General features: G+C 72.1%; 15 protein-coding genes and 3 tRNA genes. 8 read left to right on the forward strand and 10 right to left on the reverse strand.

Features of this window, described 5'->3' with window-relative positions; all coding sequences use genetic code 11:
* Window positions 1-97: 97 nt before the first annotated feature.
* Complete coding sequence (locus tag ACF068_RS26685) at window positions 98-997, forward strand: phosphoribosylaminoimidazolesuccinocarboxamide synthase (RefSeq protein ID WP_392276836.1); 900 nt, start codon at window positions 98-100, stop codon at window positions 995-997.
* Between the two features lie 41 nt (window positions 998-1,038).
* Here ACF068_RS26685 and ACF068_RS26690 read toward each other — a convergent pair.
* The 8 genes from ACF068_RS26690 to ACF068_RS26725 all read right to left on the reverse strand — a co-directional run bounded on the left by ACF068_RS26690 (window position 1,039) and on the right by ACF068_RS26725 (window position 5,776).
* Window positions 1,039-1,114 (reverse strand) — tRNA-Gly (locus tag ACF068_RS26690).
* A gap of 21 nt (window positions 1,115-1,135) precedes the next feature.
* Entirely contained in the window at window positions 1,136-1,750 is a 615-nt protein-coding gene (locus ACF068_RS26695; RefSeq protein ID WP_392276837.1) for a response regulator, read from the reverse strand.
* Complete coding sequence (locus ACF068_RS26700; RefSeq protein ID WP_392276838.1) at window positions 1,747-3,099, reverse strand: sensor histidine kinase; 1,353 nt, start codon at window positions 3,097-3,099, stop codon at window positions 1,747-1,749. Before ACF068_RS26700 ends, ACF068_RS26695 begins: the two co-directional genes overlap by 4 nt.
* A 131-nt stretch (window positions 3,100-3,230) precedes the next feature.
* A complete protein-coding gene (locus ACF068_RS26705) occupies window positions 3,231-4,001 on the reverse strand; it encodes an ABC transporter permease (protein WP_392276839.1) in 771 nt (256 codons plus the stop codon).
* 1 nt (window position 4,002) lies between these two features.
* Window positions 4,003-4,911, reverse strand: coding sequence for an ABC transporter ATP-binding protein (locus tag ACF068_RS26710; RefSeq protein ID WP_392276840.1), 909 nt, complete (start codon window positions 4,909-4,911; stop codon window positions 4,003-4,005).
* A gap of 143 nt (window positions 4,912-5,054) precedes the next feature.
* Window positions 5,055-5,127: transfer RNA gene (locus ACF068_RS26715), tRNA-Gly, on the reverse strand.
* 79 nt (window positions 5,128-5,206) lie between these two features.
* A tRNA-Gly gene (locus ACF068_RS26720) sits at window positions 5,207-5,278 on the reverse strand.
* Between the two features lie 147 nt (window positions 5,279-5,425).
* Window positions 5,426-5,776 (reverse strand): Lsr2 family protein, encoded by a 351-nt coding sequence (locus ACF068_RS26725; protein WP_392276841.1) that lies wholly within the window; start codon window positions 5,774-5,776, stop codon window positions 5,426-5,428.
* 340 nt (window positions 5,777-6,116) lie between these two features.
* On the opposite strand from ACF068_RS26725, the gene purS reads away from it, so the two are divergent.
* From purS to purL, 3 genes are read left to right on the forward strand one after another with little or no spacing between them, the layout of a single operon-like run.
* Window positions 6,117-6,362, forward strand: a complete 246-nt coding sequence (gene purS / locus ACF068_RS26730) for a phosphoribosylformylglycinamidine synthase subunit PurS (protein WP_073756364.1) — start codon at window positions 6,117-6,119, stop codon at window positions 6,360-6,362.
* Window positions 6,359-7,039 (forward strand): phosphoribosylformylglycinamidine synthase subunit PurQ, encoded by a 681-nt coding sequence (gene purQ, locus ACF068_RS26735; RefSeq protein WP_392276842.1) that lies wholly within the window; start codon window positions 6,359-6,361, stop codon window positions 7,037-7,039. The genes purS and purQ overlap by 4 nt, the downstream gene beginning before the upstream one ends.
* On the forward strand, window positions 7,039-9,288 hold the full coding sequence (gene purL / locus ACF068_RS26740; RefSeq protein WP_392276843.1) for a phosphoribosylformylglycinamidine synthase subunit PurL: 2,250 nt from the start codon (window positions 7,039-7,041) through the stop codon (window positions 9,286-9,288). The genes purQ and purL overlap by 1 nt, the downstream gene beginning before the upstream one ends.
* 111 nt (window positions 9,289-9,399) lie before the next feature.
* Here purL and ACF068_RS26745 read toward each other — a convergent pair whose 3' ends face one another.
* Complete coding sequence (locus ACF068_RS26745; RefSeq protein WP_392276844.1) at window positions 9,400-9,804, reverse strand: nuclear transport factor 2 family protein; 405 nt, start codon at window positions 9,802-9,804, stop codon at window positions 9,400-9,402.
* Window positions 9,805-9,901: 97 nt separating this feature from the next.
* On the opposite strand from ACF068_RS26745, the gene ACF068_RS26750 reads away from it, so the two are divergent.
* The 4 genes from ACF068_RS26750 to purM all read left to right on the forward strand — a co-directional run bounded on the left by ACF068_RS26750 (window position 9,902) and on the right by purM (window position 14,639).
* Window positions 9,902-10,711, forward strand: coding sequence for a sterol carrier family protein (locus ACF068_RS26750; RefSeq protein ID WP_392276845.1), 810 nt, complete (start codon window positions 9,902-9,904; stop codon window positions 10,709-10,711).
* 65 nt (window positions 10,712-10,776) lie between these two features.
* Window positions 10,777-11,685 (forward strand): META domain-containing protein, encoded by a 909-nt coding sequence (locus ACF068_RS26755; RefSeq protein WP_392276846.1) that lies wholly within the window; start codon window positions 10,777-10,779, stop codon window positions 11,683-11,685.
* Window positions 11,686-11,987: 302 nt separating this feature from the next.
* On the forward strand, window positions 11,988-13,514 hold the full coding sequence (purF, locus tag ACF068_RS26760; protein WP_392276847.1) for an amidophosphoribosyltransferase: 1,527 nt from the start codon (window positions 11,988-11,990) through the stop codon (window positions 13,512-13,514).
* 45 nt (window positions 13,515-13,559) lie between these two features.
* Complete coding sequence (gene purM / locus ACF068_RS26765; RefSeq protein ID WP_392276848.1) at window positions 13,560-14,639, forward strand: phosphoribosylformylglycinamidine cyclo-ligase; 1,080 nt, start codon at window positions 13,560-13,562, stop codon at window positions 14,637-14,639.
* Between the two features lie 57 nt (window positions 14,640-14,696).
* Here purM and ACF068_RS26770 read toward each other — a convergent pair whose 3' ends face one another.
* Complete coding sequence (locus ACF068_RS26770; RefSeq protein ID WP_126886811.1) at window positions 14,697-14,957, reverse strand: DUF3073 domain-containing protein; 261 nt, start codon at window positions 14,955-14,957, stop codon at window positions 14,697-14,699.
* Window positions 14,958-15,135 lie beyond the last annotated feature (178 nt).

Raw genomic sequence — 15,135 nt, forward strand, 5'->3', positions numbered from 1 at the left:
CCCGACCCTCCCGCGCGGTTCGCGAGACCCCTGGCCGAAGCCCGGCCCCGCATGCGGGAGAATCGGAGCCGATTGGACAGAACCACGGGGAGGAACCGTGTCCGGATTCGTCGTAAAGCCCGAGCCCGTCCAGGTGCCGGGTCTGGTGCATCTGCACACCGGCAAGGTGCGCGACCTGTACCAGAACGAGGCGGGCGACCTCGTGATGGTCGCCAGTGACCGCATGTCCGCCTATGACTGGGTGCTGCCCACCGAGATCCCGGACAAGGGCCGTGTCCTCACGCAGCTCTCGCTCTGGTGGTTCGACCGGCTCGCCGACCTCATCCCCAACCACGTCATCTCCACCGAGCTCCCCGCCGGCGCCCCCGCCGACTGGGCGGGCCGCACCCTGATCTGCCGGTCGCTGCGCATGGTCCCGGTCGAGTGCGTGGCCCGCGGCTACCTCACCGGCTCGGGCCTCGCCGAGTACGAGGAGTCCCGTACGGTCTGCGGCCTGGCGCTCCCCGAGGGCCTCACCGACGGCTCCGAGCTGCCCGCGCCGATCTTCACCCCCGCCACCAAGGCGGCCGTCGGCGAGCACGACGAGAACGTGTCGTACGAGGAGGTCGCCCGCCAGGTCGGCGCGGAGACCGCCGCCCAGCTCCGCCAGTCGACCCTGGCGATCTACTCCCGCGCCCGTGAGATCGCCCGGGACCGCGGGATCATCCTCGCCGACACCAAGTTCGAGTTCGGCCGGGAAGGCGACGGTCTGGTCCTCGCCGACGAGGTGCTGACCCCGGACTCCTCCCGCTTCTGGCCGGCCGGTGCCTGGGAGCCGGGCCACGCGCAGCCCTCGTACGACAAGCAGTACGTCCGCGACTGGCTGACCTCGCCCGCCTCGGGCTGGGACCGCAAGAGCGAGCAGCCGCCCCCGCCCCTGCCGGAGCAGGTCGTGGCGGCGACCCGGGCGAAGTACCTGGAGGCGTACGAGCTGCTGACCGGCACGAGCTGGAGCTAGCGACGACGAAGCCCCCCGGCCGACCGGCCGGGGGGCTTCCATGGAGCGGACGACGAGGCTCGAACTCGCGACCTCAACCTTGGCAAGGTTGCGCTCTACCAACTGAGCTACGTCCGCATGCGCCGTAGCGCGAGACCACTATACCCAACCTCGCTCGCGGGCGAGACGCGCCGCCGTATGACGGTTCTCCGCCCCCAGCTTCGCGGCTGCGGACGACAGGTAGTTCCGTACCGTCCCCGGGGACAGGGAGGCCCGCTGGGCGATCTCCGCGACGGGCGCCCCGTCCAGCGCCAGCTCCAGCACCTCCGCCTCCCGGGCGGTCAGCGGCGAGTCCCCGGCCGAGATCGCGTCGGCGGCCAACTCGGGGTCCACGTAACGGTTCCCGGCGTGGACGGTACGGATGATCTCGGCGAGCCGCTGGGCGCTGACGGTCTTCGGCACGAAGCCCCGCACCCCGGCCGCGAGGGCCCGCTTCAGGTGACCGGGACGCCCGTGGCCGGTGACGATCATGGTGCGGCAGCCGGGCAGTTCGGTCCGCAGTGATGTGGCGACCTTCACACCGTCGGCGCCGGGCATCTGGAGGTCCAGCACGGCCACGTCCGGCCGGTGGGCCCGCGCCATGGCGAGCGCCTCGGGACCGGACGCCGCCTCGGCGACGACCACGAGGTCGTCCTCCAGTCCGAGGAGGGCGGCCAGGGCGCCCCGGATCAGGTGCTCGTCGTCGGCCAGCAGGACGCGTACGGGGGCGCTCACCGCACCGCCTCCGCGACGGCCGCCGCGCCCGGCGCCCGTACCGGCACCCGCGCCGTGACCCGGAACCGCCCGCCGCCCACCGGGCCGGCCTCCAGCGTGCCGTCCAGCGCGGCCAGCCGCTCCCGCAGCCCGGCCAGTCCCGATCCGCCGCCCGAAACCCCGCCAGACACCCCGCCGGGCACGCCCCTCGGCCCGGCGCCCGGCCCGCGACCCGAACCGGAGGACCCGGGACCGGAACCCGCCCCGGCGTCCCCGTCGGCCCCGTCGTTCTCCACCACCAGCACCGCGCACCCCTCCTCCGCGCCCACCGGCACGGACACCGACACCGACACCGAGCACCGCCGCGCGTCCCCGTGCCGCAGCACGTTCGTCGTGCCCTCCCGCACCACCCACGCGAGCGCCGACTGCACCCGCGCCGGCAGCGCCGGGCCCGCCGCGTCCTCCGGTCCCGCCACGTCCACCGCGCAGGCGATCCCGGCGGCCGCCAACACGGCCCTGGCGCCCTCCAGTTCCGTGTGCAGGTCCGCCTCCCGGTAACCGCGCACCACGTCACGCACCTCCCGCTGGGACTCCTGTGCCAGCCGCTGCACCTCGGCCATCTGCTCCACCGCCGCCTCCGCCCTGCCCCGCCGGGCGAGCTGCACCGCCAGCTCGCTCTTGAGCGCGATCACCGACAGGTTGCGGCCCATCACGTCGTGCAGGTCGCGCCCGAACCGCAGCCGCTCCTCGGCGACCGCGAGCCGCGCCTGGAGCTCCCGCGCCGCGTCCAGCTCCCACACCGCCCGCAGCAGCCAGCCGGAGAACCCGCTGGTCGCCGCGAGGAACACCCCGGCCACCAGGACGCCGAGCGTGAACCCGCCGACCTCCGCGGGCCTCAGCCCCAGGGCCCCGCAGAGCAGCGCGGTACCGGCCGCCGCCGCCAGCACCAGGCAGAGCATGTGCCTTGTCCGGGGCAGGCCCAGTACCAGCCCGCCGATCCCGAAGCCCAGGACGCCGACCACCATGGTGGGCACGACCTCGCCCGCGTCCGCGCCGCCGAACCGGTACACCACCAGTGCCGCCGCCGCGAGCGCGCAGGACGTGACGCCGTGCGCCACCATCAGCCGGACGGGGCGGGCCCGCCGCCCCACCGTCCAGTCCAGCGCCCGGGAGGCCAGCACCCCGCCCAGCACGGCGTGCGCGACCACCAGCAGGAACAGCCAGCCGCCCAGGGGCGGCGCCATCCGGCCCAGCATCCCCAGGCCGATCGAGGCCACCTCGATCAGGGTGAACGAGTGGTACGACCAGCGGGTGTAGAGCTCGACCTTCTCCGGATCGCTCCGCCGGTTCCACCAGCCCGTCAGCCTCACGTCCCGCTCCCCCTCACGTCCGTACGCACCGGGCTCCCCCGCCCGGCCGACCCCACGGGCCCGCCCGGGGGCCGGCCGGCCCCCGGGTACCGCCCGCGTCCGGTCGCGTTGCGCCCGTCCCGCGCCGGCCCTCAGCGCCGTGGCTCCCAGCGGAACCACCGCTGCACAGCAAACACCGAGATCACCGTCCAGGCCACTGCCGTCAGCGCCGCCCCGGCCAGTTCCCCGGCGCCGCTCCCGCCGCCCAGCCAGCCGGCCCGTACGAGGGTCATCACACCCGTCAGCGGCAGCAGTTCGCACACCGAGGACACCGTGTCGGGGAGGATCTCCAGCGGGACGAACAGCCCGGAGCCCATCGCCGAGACCAGGAACAGCGGCATGGTGGTGATCTGCGCGCTCTCCACGGTGCGGGTGAGGGCCGCCGTCGCGCCGGCCAGCGCGATCAGCATCACCACCCCCGCGAGCACGCCCCCGACGAGCAGTTCGGGCCGCCGCGGCGCCCCCATGCCGAGGAACGCCACCCCCGCCACCACGATCAGGACGCTCTGCGCCACCGCCAGCACCACCGCGGGCAGCGCGGTCCCGAGGAGGACCTCCCGGTCGGAGGCCTCGCCCGTGCGCAGCCGCTTGAGCACCAGCTCCTCGCGCCGCGCCACGTACGCCGAGACGAGGTTGAGGTAGACGACGAGGATCAGCATCATCACGATGCCGCCGCTCATGGCCGCCTCCAGGGCGCTCATCCCGGCCTCGTCGAGGTCCACCTGGTTGAGGGAGGACCGCAGCACGCCCACCATCAGCAAGGGCATCAGCAGCGCCGTGAACAGCGCGTACCGGTTACGGACCAGGAGCGTCAGTTCGGCCCGGCCCAGCGCGGCCAGACGGTCCGTCGTCGTGGTCGCCATGTCACACACCCACCGTTTCGTCACGCGCGATGTCGAGGAAGGCCTCTTCCAGGGAGGCGGACCGGGCGTCGAGCCCTTCGAGCCGTACGCCCGTATCGCGGGCCCACAGCAGCAGTTCACCGAGCGTGTCCTGGAGCTCGTGCGTACGGATCTCGACGTCCCGTCCCGTCGCGGCGGCCCGCAGCGACAGCGGCAGCCGGCCGGCCGGGACCCCTTCGGGCAGGGTGAAGCGGATGCGCGCGGGCCGGGCGGCCGTCACCTCGCCGGGCGTCCCGGCGGTGACGATCCGCCCCCGGTGCATGATCGCCAGCCGGTCGGCGAGCGTCTCGGCCTCCTCCAGGTAGTGCGTGGTGAGCAGCACCGTGGTGCCGCCGTCCCGCAGCCGGCGCACCAATTCCCAGGTGTCGCGCCGCCCTTCGGCGTCCAGCCCGGTCGACGGCTCGTCCAGGAACAGCACCTCGGGGCGGCCGAGGAGGGCCAGGGCCAGGTCCAGCCGCCGCTTCTCGCCGCCGGAGAGCTGCTTGACGCGCACCCGGGACCGGCCGCCGAGCCCGACCATCTCCAGCGCCTCGGGCACCGGCCGGGCACCGGTGGTGCAGCCGGCCCACATGCGTACGGTCTCGGTGACGGTGAGGTCGGCCGGGAAGCCGCCCTCCTGGAGCATCACGCCGATCCGGGGCCGGACGGCGGAGCGTTCGGTGTACGGGTCGTGCCCGAGGACCCGCACGGTGCCGCCGCTCGGCCGGGCGAGGCCCTCCAGCAGTTCGACCGTGGAGGTCTTGCCGGCGCCGTTGGTGCCCAGCAGGGCGAAGACCTCGCCGGGTGCCACGGAGAAGGTGATCCCGCTCACGGCTTCGAACCCGCCCGCGTAGCCGCGCCGGACGTCCTCCGCCTCAATCACGTTGGTCATGTCCCCAGGCTCGTACCGCCCGGACGGCGAGGGCAGGTCGCGCCGTCACCGGTCCGCGATGACAAATGTCATCGGGCGGGCCGCCGGAGGGCTCGGGGAACGCCGAAGGCCCCGGTCGGGATGACCGGGGCCTTCGCACTCTGAGCGGACGACGAGATTCGAACTCGCGACCCTCACCTTGGCAAGGTGATGCTCTACCAACTGAGCCACGTCCGCAGTGCTCCCGACCGGCTTTCACCGGGCGGTGCGAACACCACTGTACCTGATCCACAAGAGTGGGAGGTAAGCGATGCAGAGCGGGTGACAGGGATCGCACACTGCGCCTTCCCCCTGGAAGGGGGATGTTCTACTACTGAACTACACCCGCACGCTCCGTGAGGTTCGGGCCTTTCGGCCTTGCCCCTCGGCGTGATCCAGACTCTAGCGGATCACCAGGGGTGGTGCGCAACTCGGCGTCCGGGAAGCCGGCCGGGGGGAGGCGCCGGGGTCTCGGTCCGGGGGCGTTCCCCCGGTGTCAGCTCGCCTCGCGGAAGGCCTCGTAGACCCGCTTGGGGATCCGGCCGCGGGCGGGGACGTCCATCTTGTTGGACTGCGCCCAGGCGCGGACGGCCGCCGGGTCGGGTTCGAGCGAGGTGCGGGTGTAGTCGGCGCGGGACGTGCCCGCGCCGCCGCGGCCGCCGTCGCCCCGGGCGGAGCGTCTGCGGCCGGCCGCCAGGTACGGCGCGAGGGCCGTGCGCAGTTTCTTTGCATTGGCGGGATTGAGGTCGATCTCGTACGTCTTACCGTCGAGGCCGAAGGTGACCGTTTCCGCCGCTTCCCCTCCGTCGATGTCGTCGAAGAGCGTGACCACTACGCGCTGCGCCACGGATATCGGTCCTTTCCCGCGGTGTGCCGCCCAGGCCTGTCCGGCGCGGTGGTTTCCCCGTCGGACGTGCGGCGATACCGGATTTACGGCTGTTGAGGGGCAATGCTGCTTTCCTCTGTATTCCTTTGTACAGCGGAACGCGTGACATTGTGAAGCCCAGCCAATTGCATCAGCGTGTCCGGCGGCAATGGCCGGGGTCATTTTTTTCCGGGATTTTTCCCGGCGGTTCCGGGTCGGTTCTCCGGGGCATTTGTAGGGACCTCCAGATGTCTACTCGCGTAGATTTTGGAGACAGGTACGCTGAGGGAACCGCCCACGCAACACACCACCGGGAGTGCCAGTGGCACGCGTCGTAGTCGACGTCATGCTCAAGCCGGAGATCCTCGACCCGCAGGGCCAGGCGGTGCAGCGCGCACTGCCCCGCCTCGGTTTCGAGGGGATCGCCGACGTCCGTCAGGGAAAGCGTTTCGAGCTCGATGTGGAGGGGCCGGTCGATGACGCCGCCCTCGCCCGCATCCACGAGATGGCCGAGACGTTCCTCGCCAACACCGTCATCGAGGACTTCGTCGTGAAGGTGGAGTCGTGACCGCTCGTATCGGGGTCGTCACCTTCCCCGGGACGCTCGACGACCGGGACGCGCTGCGCGCGGTCCGGCTCGCGGGCGCGGAGCCCGTCTCGCTCTGGCACCGCGACAAGGACCTCAAGCAGGTCGACGCGGTCGTCCTGGCGGGCGGCTTCTCCTACGGCGACTACCTGCGCGCCGGAGCCATCTCCCGGTTCTCGCCGGTGATGGACACGATCATCGAGCAGGCCAGGGCGGGTATGCCGGTCCTGGGCATCTGCAACGGCTTCCAGGTGCTGACCGAGTCGCACCTGCTGCCCGGCGCGATGCTGCGCAACAACCACCTGCACTTCATCTGCCGCGACCAGAAGCTGCGGGTGGAGAACGCGGGGACCGCCTGGACCGCCGACTACGAGCAGGGCCAGGAGATCGAGGTCCCGCTCAAGAACATGGACGGCCGGTACGTCGCCGACGAGCGCGTGCTCGACGAGCTGGAGGCCGAGGGGCGGGTCGCCTTCCGCTACCTGGACGTCAACCCCAACGGCTCGCTGCGCGACATCGCGGGCATCACCAACGCCGCCGGCAACGTGGTCGGCCTCATGCCGCACCCCGAGCACGCCGTCGAGCCGCTGGTCGGCACCGGCAAGACGGACGGCCTCGGTTTCTTCACCTCGATCCTCAAGAAGCTGGTCGACGCCTGATGACCCTCGACACCGTCAAGCACGCCACCGAGACGCCGGACAGCGAGCAGCCCTGGAAGGAGCTCGGCCTCAAGGAGGACGAGTACGCGCGCATCCGCGAGATCCTCGGCCGCCGTCCCACCGGTGCCGAGCTCGCCATGTACTCCGTCATGTGGTCCGAGCACTGCTCGTACAAGAGCAGCAAGGTCCACCTGAAGCAGTTCGGCGAGAAGGCCCCCGAGAACGACGCGATGCTCGTCGGCATCGGCGAGAACGCGGGCGTCGTCGACGTCGGCCAGGGGTACGCGGTGACCTTCAAGGTCGAGTCGCACAACCACCCCTCGTACATCGAGCCCTACCAGGGCGCGGCCACCGGCGTCGGCGGCATCGTGCGCGACATCCTGGCCATGGGCGCCCGCCCGGTCGCGGTCGTCGACCCGCTGCGGTTCGGCGCGGCCGACCACCCCGACACCAAGCGCGTCCTGCCCGGCGTCGTCGCGGGCATCGGCGGCTACGGCAACTGCCTGGGCCTGCCCAACATCGGCGGCGAGGTCGTCTTCGACTCCTGCTACCAGGGCAACCCGCTGGTCAACGCCGGCTGCATCGGCGTGATGAAGCACGAGGACATCCACCTCGCCAAGGCCTCCGGCCCCGGCAACAAGGTCATCCTGTACGGCGCCCGCACGGGCGGCGACGGCATCGGCGGCGTCTCGGTCCTCGCCTCGGAGACGTTCGACGACACCAAGCCGACCAAGCGGCCGGCGGTGCAGGTCGGCGACCCGTTCCAGGAGAAGCTCCTCATCGAGTGCACCCTGGAGATCTTCCGGGAGAAGCTCGTCGCGGGCATCCAGGACCTCGGTGGCGCGGGCCTGTCCTGCGCGACCAGCGAGCTCGCCTCCGCCGGCACCGGCGGCATGCGCGTCGAGCTGGACACCGTGCCGCTGCGCGACGCGTCGCTCTCGCCCGAGGAGATCCTCATGAGCGAGTCGCAGGAGCGCATGTGCGCGATCGTCGAGCCGCAGCACGTCGACCGCTTCATGGAGATCTGCGAGAAGTGGGACGTCATCGCCACCGTGATCGGTGAGGTGACCGACGGCGACCGCCTGGAGATCTTCTGGCACGGCGAGCAGATCGTGGACGTGCCCCCGGGCACCGTCGCCCACGAGGGCCCGACCTACCACCGCCCCTACGCCCGCCCGGAGTGGCAGGACGCGCTCCAGGCGGACGACGCGGGCGCGCTGCCCCGGCCCGCCTCCGGCGCGGAGCTGCGCGAGCAGGTCCTCCGGCTGGTCGCCCACCCCAACCAGGCCTCCAAGGCGTGGATCACCGACCAGTACGACCGGTTCGTGCAGGGCAACACCGTTCTCGCCCAGCCCGAGGACGCCGGCATGATCCGCATCGACGAGGCGACGAACCTCGGCGTGGCGATCGCCACGGACGGCAACGGCCGGTACGCCAAGCTCGACCCGTACACCGGGGCGCAGCTCGCGCTGGCGGAGTCGTACCGCAATGTGGCCGCCTCCGGTGCCAAGCCGCTGGCCGTCTCGGACTGCCTGAACTTCGGTTCGCCCGAGGACCCGGCGGTCATGTGGCAGTTCGCCGAGGCCACCCGCGGCCTGGCGGACGGCTGCCAGAAGCTGGGCACGCCGGTCACGGGCGGCAACGTCTCGCTGTACAACCAGACCGGTGACGTGGCGATCCACCCGACGCCGGTCGTCGCCGTCCTCGGTGTGATCGACGACGTGAACCGCCGTACGCCCATCGCCTTCGCGGAGGAGGGCCAGCTCCTCTACCTGCTGGGCGACACGCGTGAGGAGTTCGGCGGCTCGGCCTGGTCCGAGGTCGTCCACGGACACCTCGGCGGCCTGCCGCCCCAGGTGGACCTGGACCGCGAGAAGCTGCTCGGCGAGATCCTGATCGCCGCCTCCCGTGACGGCATGATCGACGCCGCCCACGACCTGTCGGACGGCGGCCTCGTCCAGGCGGTCGTCGAGTCCTGCCTGCGCGGGGGCAAGGGTGCGCGCCTGGTCGTCCCCGACGGGCTGGACGCGTTCACGTTCCTGTTCAGCGAGTCGGCCGGCCGCGCGGTCGTGGCCGCCCCGCGCAGCGAGGAGCTCCGCTTCACCGACATGTGCGGTGCGCGCGGTCTGCCCGCGACCCGCATCGGTGTCGTGGACGGCGACGAGCTCGACGTCCAGGGCGAGTTCGCCGTCACGCTGGGTGAGCTGCGCACGGCGTACGAGGCGACCATCCCGGGCCTGCTGGCCTGACGCGTCCGCTCCCGGAGCCCCCGCTCCGGCCGCCCGGCCGGGACGGGGGCTCCCGCCGTCCCGGCCCGGCGGGGCCGCCGTGCCGTGAGCCCGTCGTGCGGGCGGGCACCGTCAGGCGGGCGTGTCCCAGAAGGCGTCCGTCTCGTCGATGTCCTCGACGCACTCGTCGATGTCGGTGAACTTCCCGCCGACGATCGTGAAGACGAGCCCGCCCCTCATCTCGATCCCGCGGTCCCCGCGCTCGGCGAACCACTTGTGGGACGTGACGGCGTGCCCGCGCCCGTCCACGAAGACGCCGCCGAGCTCGACGCGCAGTGACCCACCGGTCAGTTCGAAGAGCCTGCCGAACAGGGCCAGGACGTTGTCACGGCCCTTGGCGTGGCCGGACACCTGGCTCGACCCCGGCAGGTGGTAGGCGCAGTCGGACATCATCAGGGAGCCGAGGGTCGCCATGTCGCCCTTGGTGAAGGCGTCGTATCCCTGGCGCACCAGGGCACTGTCCGGGTGTTCGCTCATGGTCGTTTCCCGCCTTTCGTACCCGTCGTTGCCGTCCTCTCCCATCGTCCGCCCGCACCCACTGCCGTGTCATGCGGCGGAGGGCTAACCTCACCCCATGCCACCGGCCAAGCGCACCCAGCGAACCCGTAGTTACGACCCGGCGAAGACCCGGGCCGCCGTGCTCGCGCAGTTCGACCACGTCCACCGGGGGGTCCTGTCCCTCACGCCCGAGCAGCTCGGGCGGCCGACCAGGCTGGGGGAGTGGACGGTCCGTGAACTGGCCGCGCACGTCACCATGGCGATGCGGTCGCTCATCCGCGGGGTGGAGGCGCCCCCGCCGCCCACCCGCGACCTGACCCTGCTGGAGTGGCCGCTCGCCACCCGCCGGTTCGCCGGGGACGTCGACCACGACACCCGGGAGATCGCCGAGGCGGGCGCGCGGGACCCGGCCGCCCTCGCCGCGCTGTACGAGGAGACCGCGCGGGGGCTCGCCGCCGCCCTGGAGGCCCCGGACGACCGGCTGGTCGTCACCCGCTTCGGGGGCGTGCGCCTGGCCGACTTCGTGGTCACCCGGACCGTCGAACTGATCGTCCACACCGACGACCTGAACGACGCGACCGGGCTCGACGTCCCGTACGACCGCGGTGCGCTCGCCACCTGCACCCGGCTGCTCGCCGACGCGCTGGCGGGGAAGGCGCCGGGTGCCTCGGTGGAGGTACGGGTGCCGCCGCACGCGGTGGTGCAGTGCGTCGAGGGGCCCCGGCACACGCGCGGGACGCCGCCCAACGTCGTCGAGACCGACCCGCTGACCTGGATCCGGCTCGCCACGGGACGTACGGCCTGGGCGGACGCCCTGTCCGCGGCCCGGGTCCACGCGAGCGGCGAACGGGCGGACATCTCCGCCCATCTGCCCGTGCTCGGCTGAGCGCCCCGCACCCCCCGTACGGCCCCGCGACGGAACCGGGCCCGCGCCCGGTCCGTCCCATCACCATGCCGACGAAGACGACCATGCCGACCCAGCCGAAGAAGCAGCAGCGCCCCGCCCGGGCCGCCGCGGCCGCGCTCGTCCCGCTCCTCGCCCTCGCGGTCACCGCCTGCGGCGAGGGCGGGCGCGCGGGCGCGGGCGACGGCAGCGGCTCCGTACGCCCCGACGTCCCGGTCACCGGCGTGCACTGGACGGTCGAGAGCGTCACCGTGGACGGCAGGCGGACCGATGCCCCGGCCGGCGCGCACCTCGCGATCGACGGCAGCGGCCGGGCCAAGGGCAACCTCGGCTGCAACCACTTCACCGCGAAGGCCACCGTCGAGGGCGACACCGTCACCCTCAGCGACACCGGGATCACCGAGATCGGCTGCCCCGAGCCCCTCCAGAGCTTCGAGGACGCCCTCGGCGCCACCCTCACCGGGCGCCTCACGGCCGAACTGACCGACGGGCGGCTGACGCTGACCACCGCCGGGGGCGACACGGTCCGGCTGAGCGAGCAGCCCCCGGCGCCGCTCACCGGCACCAGGTGGACGGTGGACTCGCTGATCGCCGGCAAGGCCGCCACCTCCCTGCCGCCCGGCACCGAGGGCAAGGCGTCCCTGGTGTTCGGCAAGGACCACTCCGTACGCGGGAACCTCGGCTGCAACCAGTTCAGCGCCTCCGTCACCAGCGACCGCGGGACGCTGACGTTCGGCCGCGTCGTCACCACCCGCAAGCTCTGCGCGGGCCCGGCGATGGAGCTGGAGCAGGCCCTGCTCAAGGTGATGAAGGGCAAGGTCGGGTACGTGATCGACCACCGCTCCCTCACGGTCACCGCCCCGGGCGGGACCGGCTTCGCGGCGGGTGCCGACGGCGCGGACGGGCACACGGGCGGCGCGGAAAAGCGGGCGACAGGCGCCCCCACCGCCCGGTAACATCCGGCCCCGCTGCGAGGTCCGTCACACCCGGTGGGCCCCGTGGCGGCGGGCACCGGTCCGCGGCGGCCGCGGACCGCCCGCCGGGCCGCCCCCGGATGCCCCGGGCGAACCCGCCATGGACCCGCTCAAGGCCTGGTCAGCGCTTGATCGGCGCCCGTCCGGCCGGGGAACGGCGGCTGACCAGCGGTGGGTCCGGGAGCCACCCGTCGGCGGGCCGGGCGGAATCCTCGCCTCAGCGCCTCGGCCCCGGGTCCGTCCCCAATTCGGACCAGTGGTCGATCTCGCCTACACTCGGTGGCGTGCCACGTGGTGACGGTCGACTCAATCACGATCTGCTTCCCGGCGAAAAGGGCCCCCAGGACGCTTGCGGCGTCTTCGGTGTCTGGGCTCCGGGTGAAGAGGTCGCAAAGCTCACGTACTTCGGGCTCTACGCCCTCCAGCATCGGGGTCAGGAATCCGCGGGAATCGCGGTCAGCAACGGCTCCCAGATCCTCGTCTTCAAGGACATGGGCCTGGTTTCCCAGGTCTTCGACGAAACCTCCCTCGGTTCCCTCCAGGGTCATATCGCGGTCGGTCACGCCCGCTACTCGACCACCGGTGCCTCCGTGTGGGAGAACGCGCAGCCGACGTTCCGGGCCACCGCCCACGGCTCCATCGCGCTCGGCCACAACGGCAACCTGGTCAACACGGCCCAGCTCGCCGAGATGGTCGCCGACCTCCCCAAGAAGGACGGGCGTGCCACGCAGGTGGCGGCCACCAACGACACCGACCTCGTCACCGCGCTCCTCGCGGGCCAGGTCGACGACGACGGCAAGCCGCTGACCATCGAGGAGGCGGCCGCCAAGGTCCTTCCCGAGGTCCGGGGCGCCTTCTCGCTGGTCTTCATGGACGAGCACACCCTCTACGCCGCCCGTGACCCGCAGGGCATCCGCCCGCTGGTCCTCGGCCGGCTGGAGCGCGGCTGGGTGGTCGCCTCCGAGTCCGCCGCCCTCGACATCTGCGGTGCCGCCTACGTCCGCGAGGTCGAGCCGGGCGAGATGATCGCGATCGACGAGAACGGCATCCGCACCTCGCGATTCGCGGAAGCGAAGCCCAAGGGCTGTGTCTTCGAGTACGTGTACCTGGCCCGCCCGGACACCGACATCGCCGGCCGGAACGTGTACCTCTCCCGGGTGGAGATGGGCCGCAAGCTGGCCGCCGAGGCGCCCGTCGACGCCGATCTGGTCATAGCGACACCGGAGTCCGGCACGCCCGCCGCGATCGGCTATGCGGAGGCCAGCGGCATCCCGTTCGGCGCCGGCCTGGTGAAGAACGCGTACGTCGGCCGGACCTTCATCCAGCCGTCCCAGACCATCCGCCAGCTCGGCATCCGCCTGAAGCTGAACCCGCTGAAGGAAGTCATCAAGGGCAAGCGCCTGGTGGTCGTCGACGACTCGATCGTCCGCGGCAACACCCAGCGCGCGCTCGTCCGGATGCTCCGCGAGGCCGGGGCCGCCGAGGTCCACATCCGGATCTCCTCCCCGCCGGTAAAGTGGCCGTGCTTCTTCGGCATCGACTTCGCCACCCGGGCCGAGCTGATCGCCAACGGCATGACGGTCGAGGAGATCGGCAAGTCCCTCGGCGCCGACTCCCTCTCCTACATCTCCATCGACGGCATGATCGCGGCCACCACCATCGAGAAGCAGAAGCTGTGCCGCGCCTGCTTCGACGGTGAGTACCCGATGGAACTGCCGGACCCCGAGCTGCTCGGCAAGCAGCTCCTGGAGACCGAGCTGGCCGCCGGTCCGGCCGCCACGGCCGCGGCCGACGCCCTCCGCCGCCCGTAGGACCACCCGCAATCCCTGCAGTACGACACGAAAGTTCTCACAGTCATGTCTGAGACTGAGACCACCGGTGCCAGCTACGCAGCCGCGGGCGTCGACATCGAAGCGGGCGACCGCGCCGTCGAGCTGATGAAGGAGTGGGTGAAGAAGACGCAGCGCCCCGAGGTCGCCGGCCTCGGCGGCCTGGGCGGCTTCGCCGGCCTCTTCGACGCCTCCGCGTTTCTGCGCTACGAGCGCCCGCTGCTGGCCTCCGCCACCGACGGTGTCGGTACGAAGGTCGACATCGCCCGCCGGATGGGCGTCTACGACACGATCGGCCACGACCTGGTCGCGATGGTCATGGACGACATCGTCGTGTGCGGCGCCGAGCCGCTGTTCATGACGGACTACATCTGCGTCGGCAAGGTCCACCCCGAGCGGGTCGCCGCCATCGTGAAGGGCATCGCCGAGGGCTGCGTCCTGGCCGGCTGCGCCCTCGTCGGCGGCGAGACCGCCGAGCACCCCGGCCTGCTGGGCCCGGACGACTTCGACGTCGCCGGTGCCGGTACGGGCGTGGTGGAGGCGGACCGCCTGCTGGGCGCCGATCGCATCCGTACGGGGGACGTGGTCATCGCCATGGAGTCCTCCGGCCTTCACTCCAACGGGTACTCGCTCGTCCGCCATGTGCTGTTCGACCGGGCGGGCATGCGCCTGGACCAGCAGGTCGAGGAGTTCGGCCGGACGCTCGGCGAGGAACTGCTGGAGCCCACCAAGATCTACTCGCTGGACTGTCTGGCGCTCACCCGGACCACCGACGTGCACGCGTTCAGCCACATCACCGGCGGCGGCCTGGCCGCGAACCTCGCCCGGGTGATCCCGGACGGGCTGCACGCCACGGTCGACCGGTCGACCTGGGCGCCCGGCGCGGTGTTCGACCTGGTCGGCCGGGCCGGCCGGGTGGAGCGGCTGGAGCTGGAGAAGACCCTGAACATGGGCGTCGGCATGATGGCGGTCGTCCCCGCCGAGTCGGCCGAGGTGGCCCTGACCACGCTGGCGGACCGGGGCGTCGACGCCTGGGTCGCCGGTGAGATCACCGAGCGCGGCGAGCACACCACCGGTGCCGAGCTGGTCGGGGACTACTCCGCCTGAGCAGCACAGAACCCGGTCCGGGGCGGGCCCCGGACCGGGTCGAGTGGAAATCAGGCGTCAAGCACCGCGACGCTGTGACGACGGACCGGACTCCTCGTCCTCGTCATCGTCGTCGTTGTACAGCTCCGCGTAGCGGGCGTACGGGTCGTCTTCCTCGTCGTCGTCCTCGAAAGGCTCGCCGTTCGGCGGCTGCGAGAGCGGTTGCGGAGTAGAAGCGCCCAGCTCGCTGGCCAGACGCGACAGGTCAGTCCCGCCGCTGTTGTACTTCAGCTGGCGGGCGACCTTCGTCTGCTTGGCCTTGGCCCGGCCGCGCCCCATGGCTCGACCCCCTCGGTGACGGGGCTCGACGGCCCCAGAGTCTTGACACGCGTTCATGAGTCGGAACGGACTCTCCGCGGAGAGACCGGCCCGTAGGGCTTCAACGGTACCTGCTTCCGCGGCCATACGGTACGCCGCCCGCATGACGCGCCTCGGAGCAGGACCGACGAGGAGCCCC

Origin of the sequence: Streptomyces sp. NPDC016309 (assembly GCF_043077235.1) — a bacterium.
Taxonomy (GTDB): Bacteria; Actinomycetota; Actinomycetes; order Streptomycetales; family Streptomycetaceae; genus Streptomyces.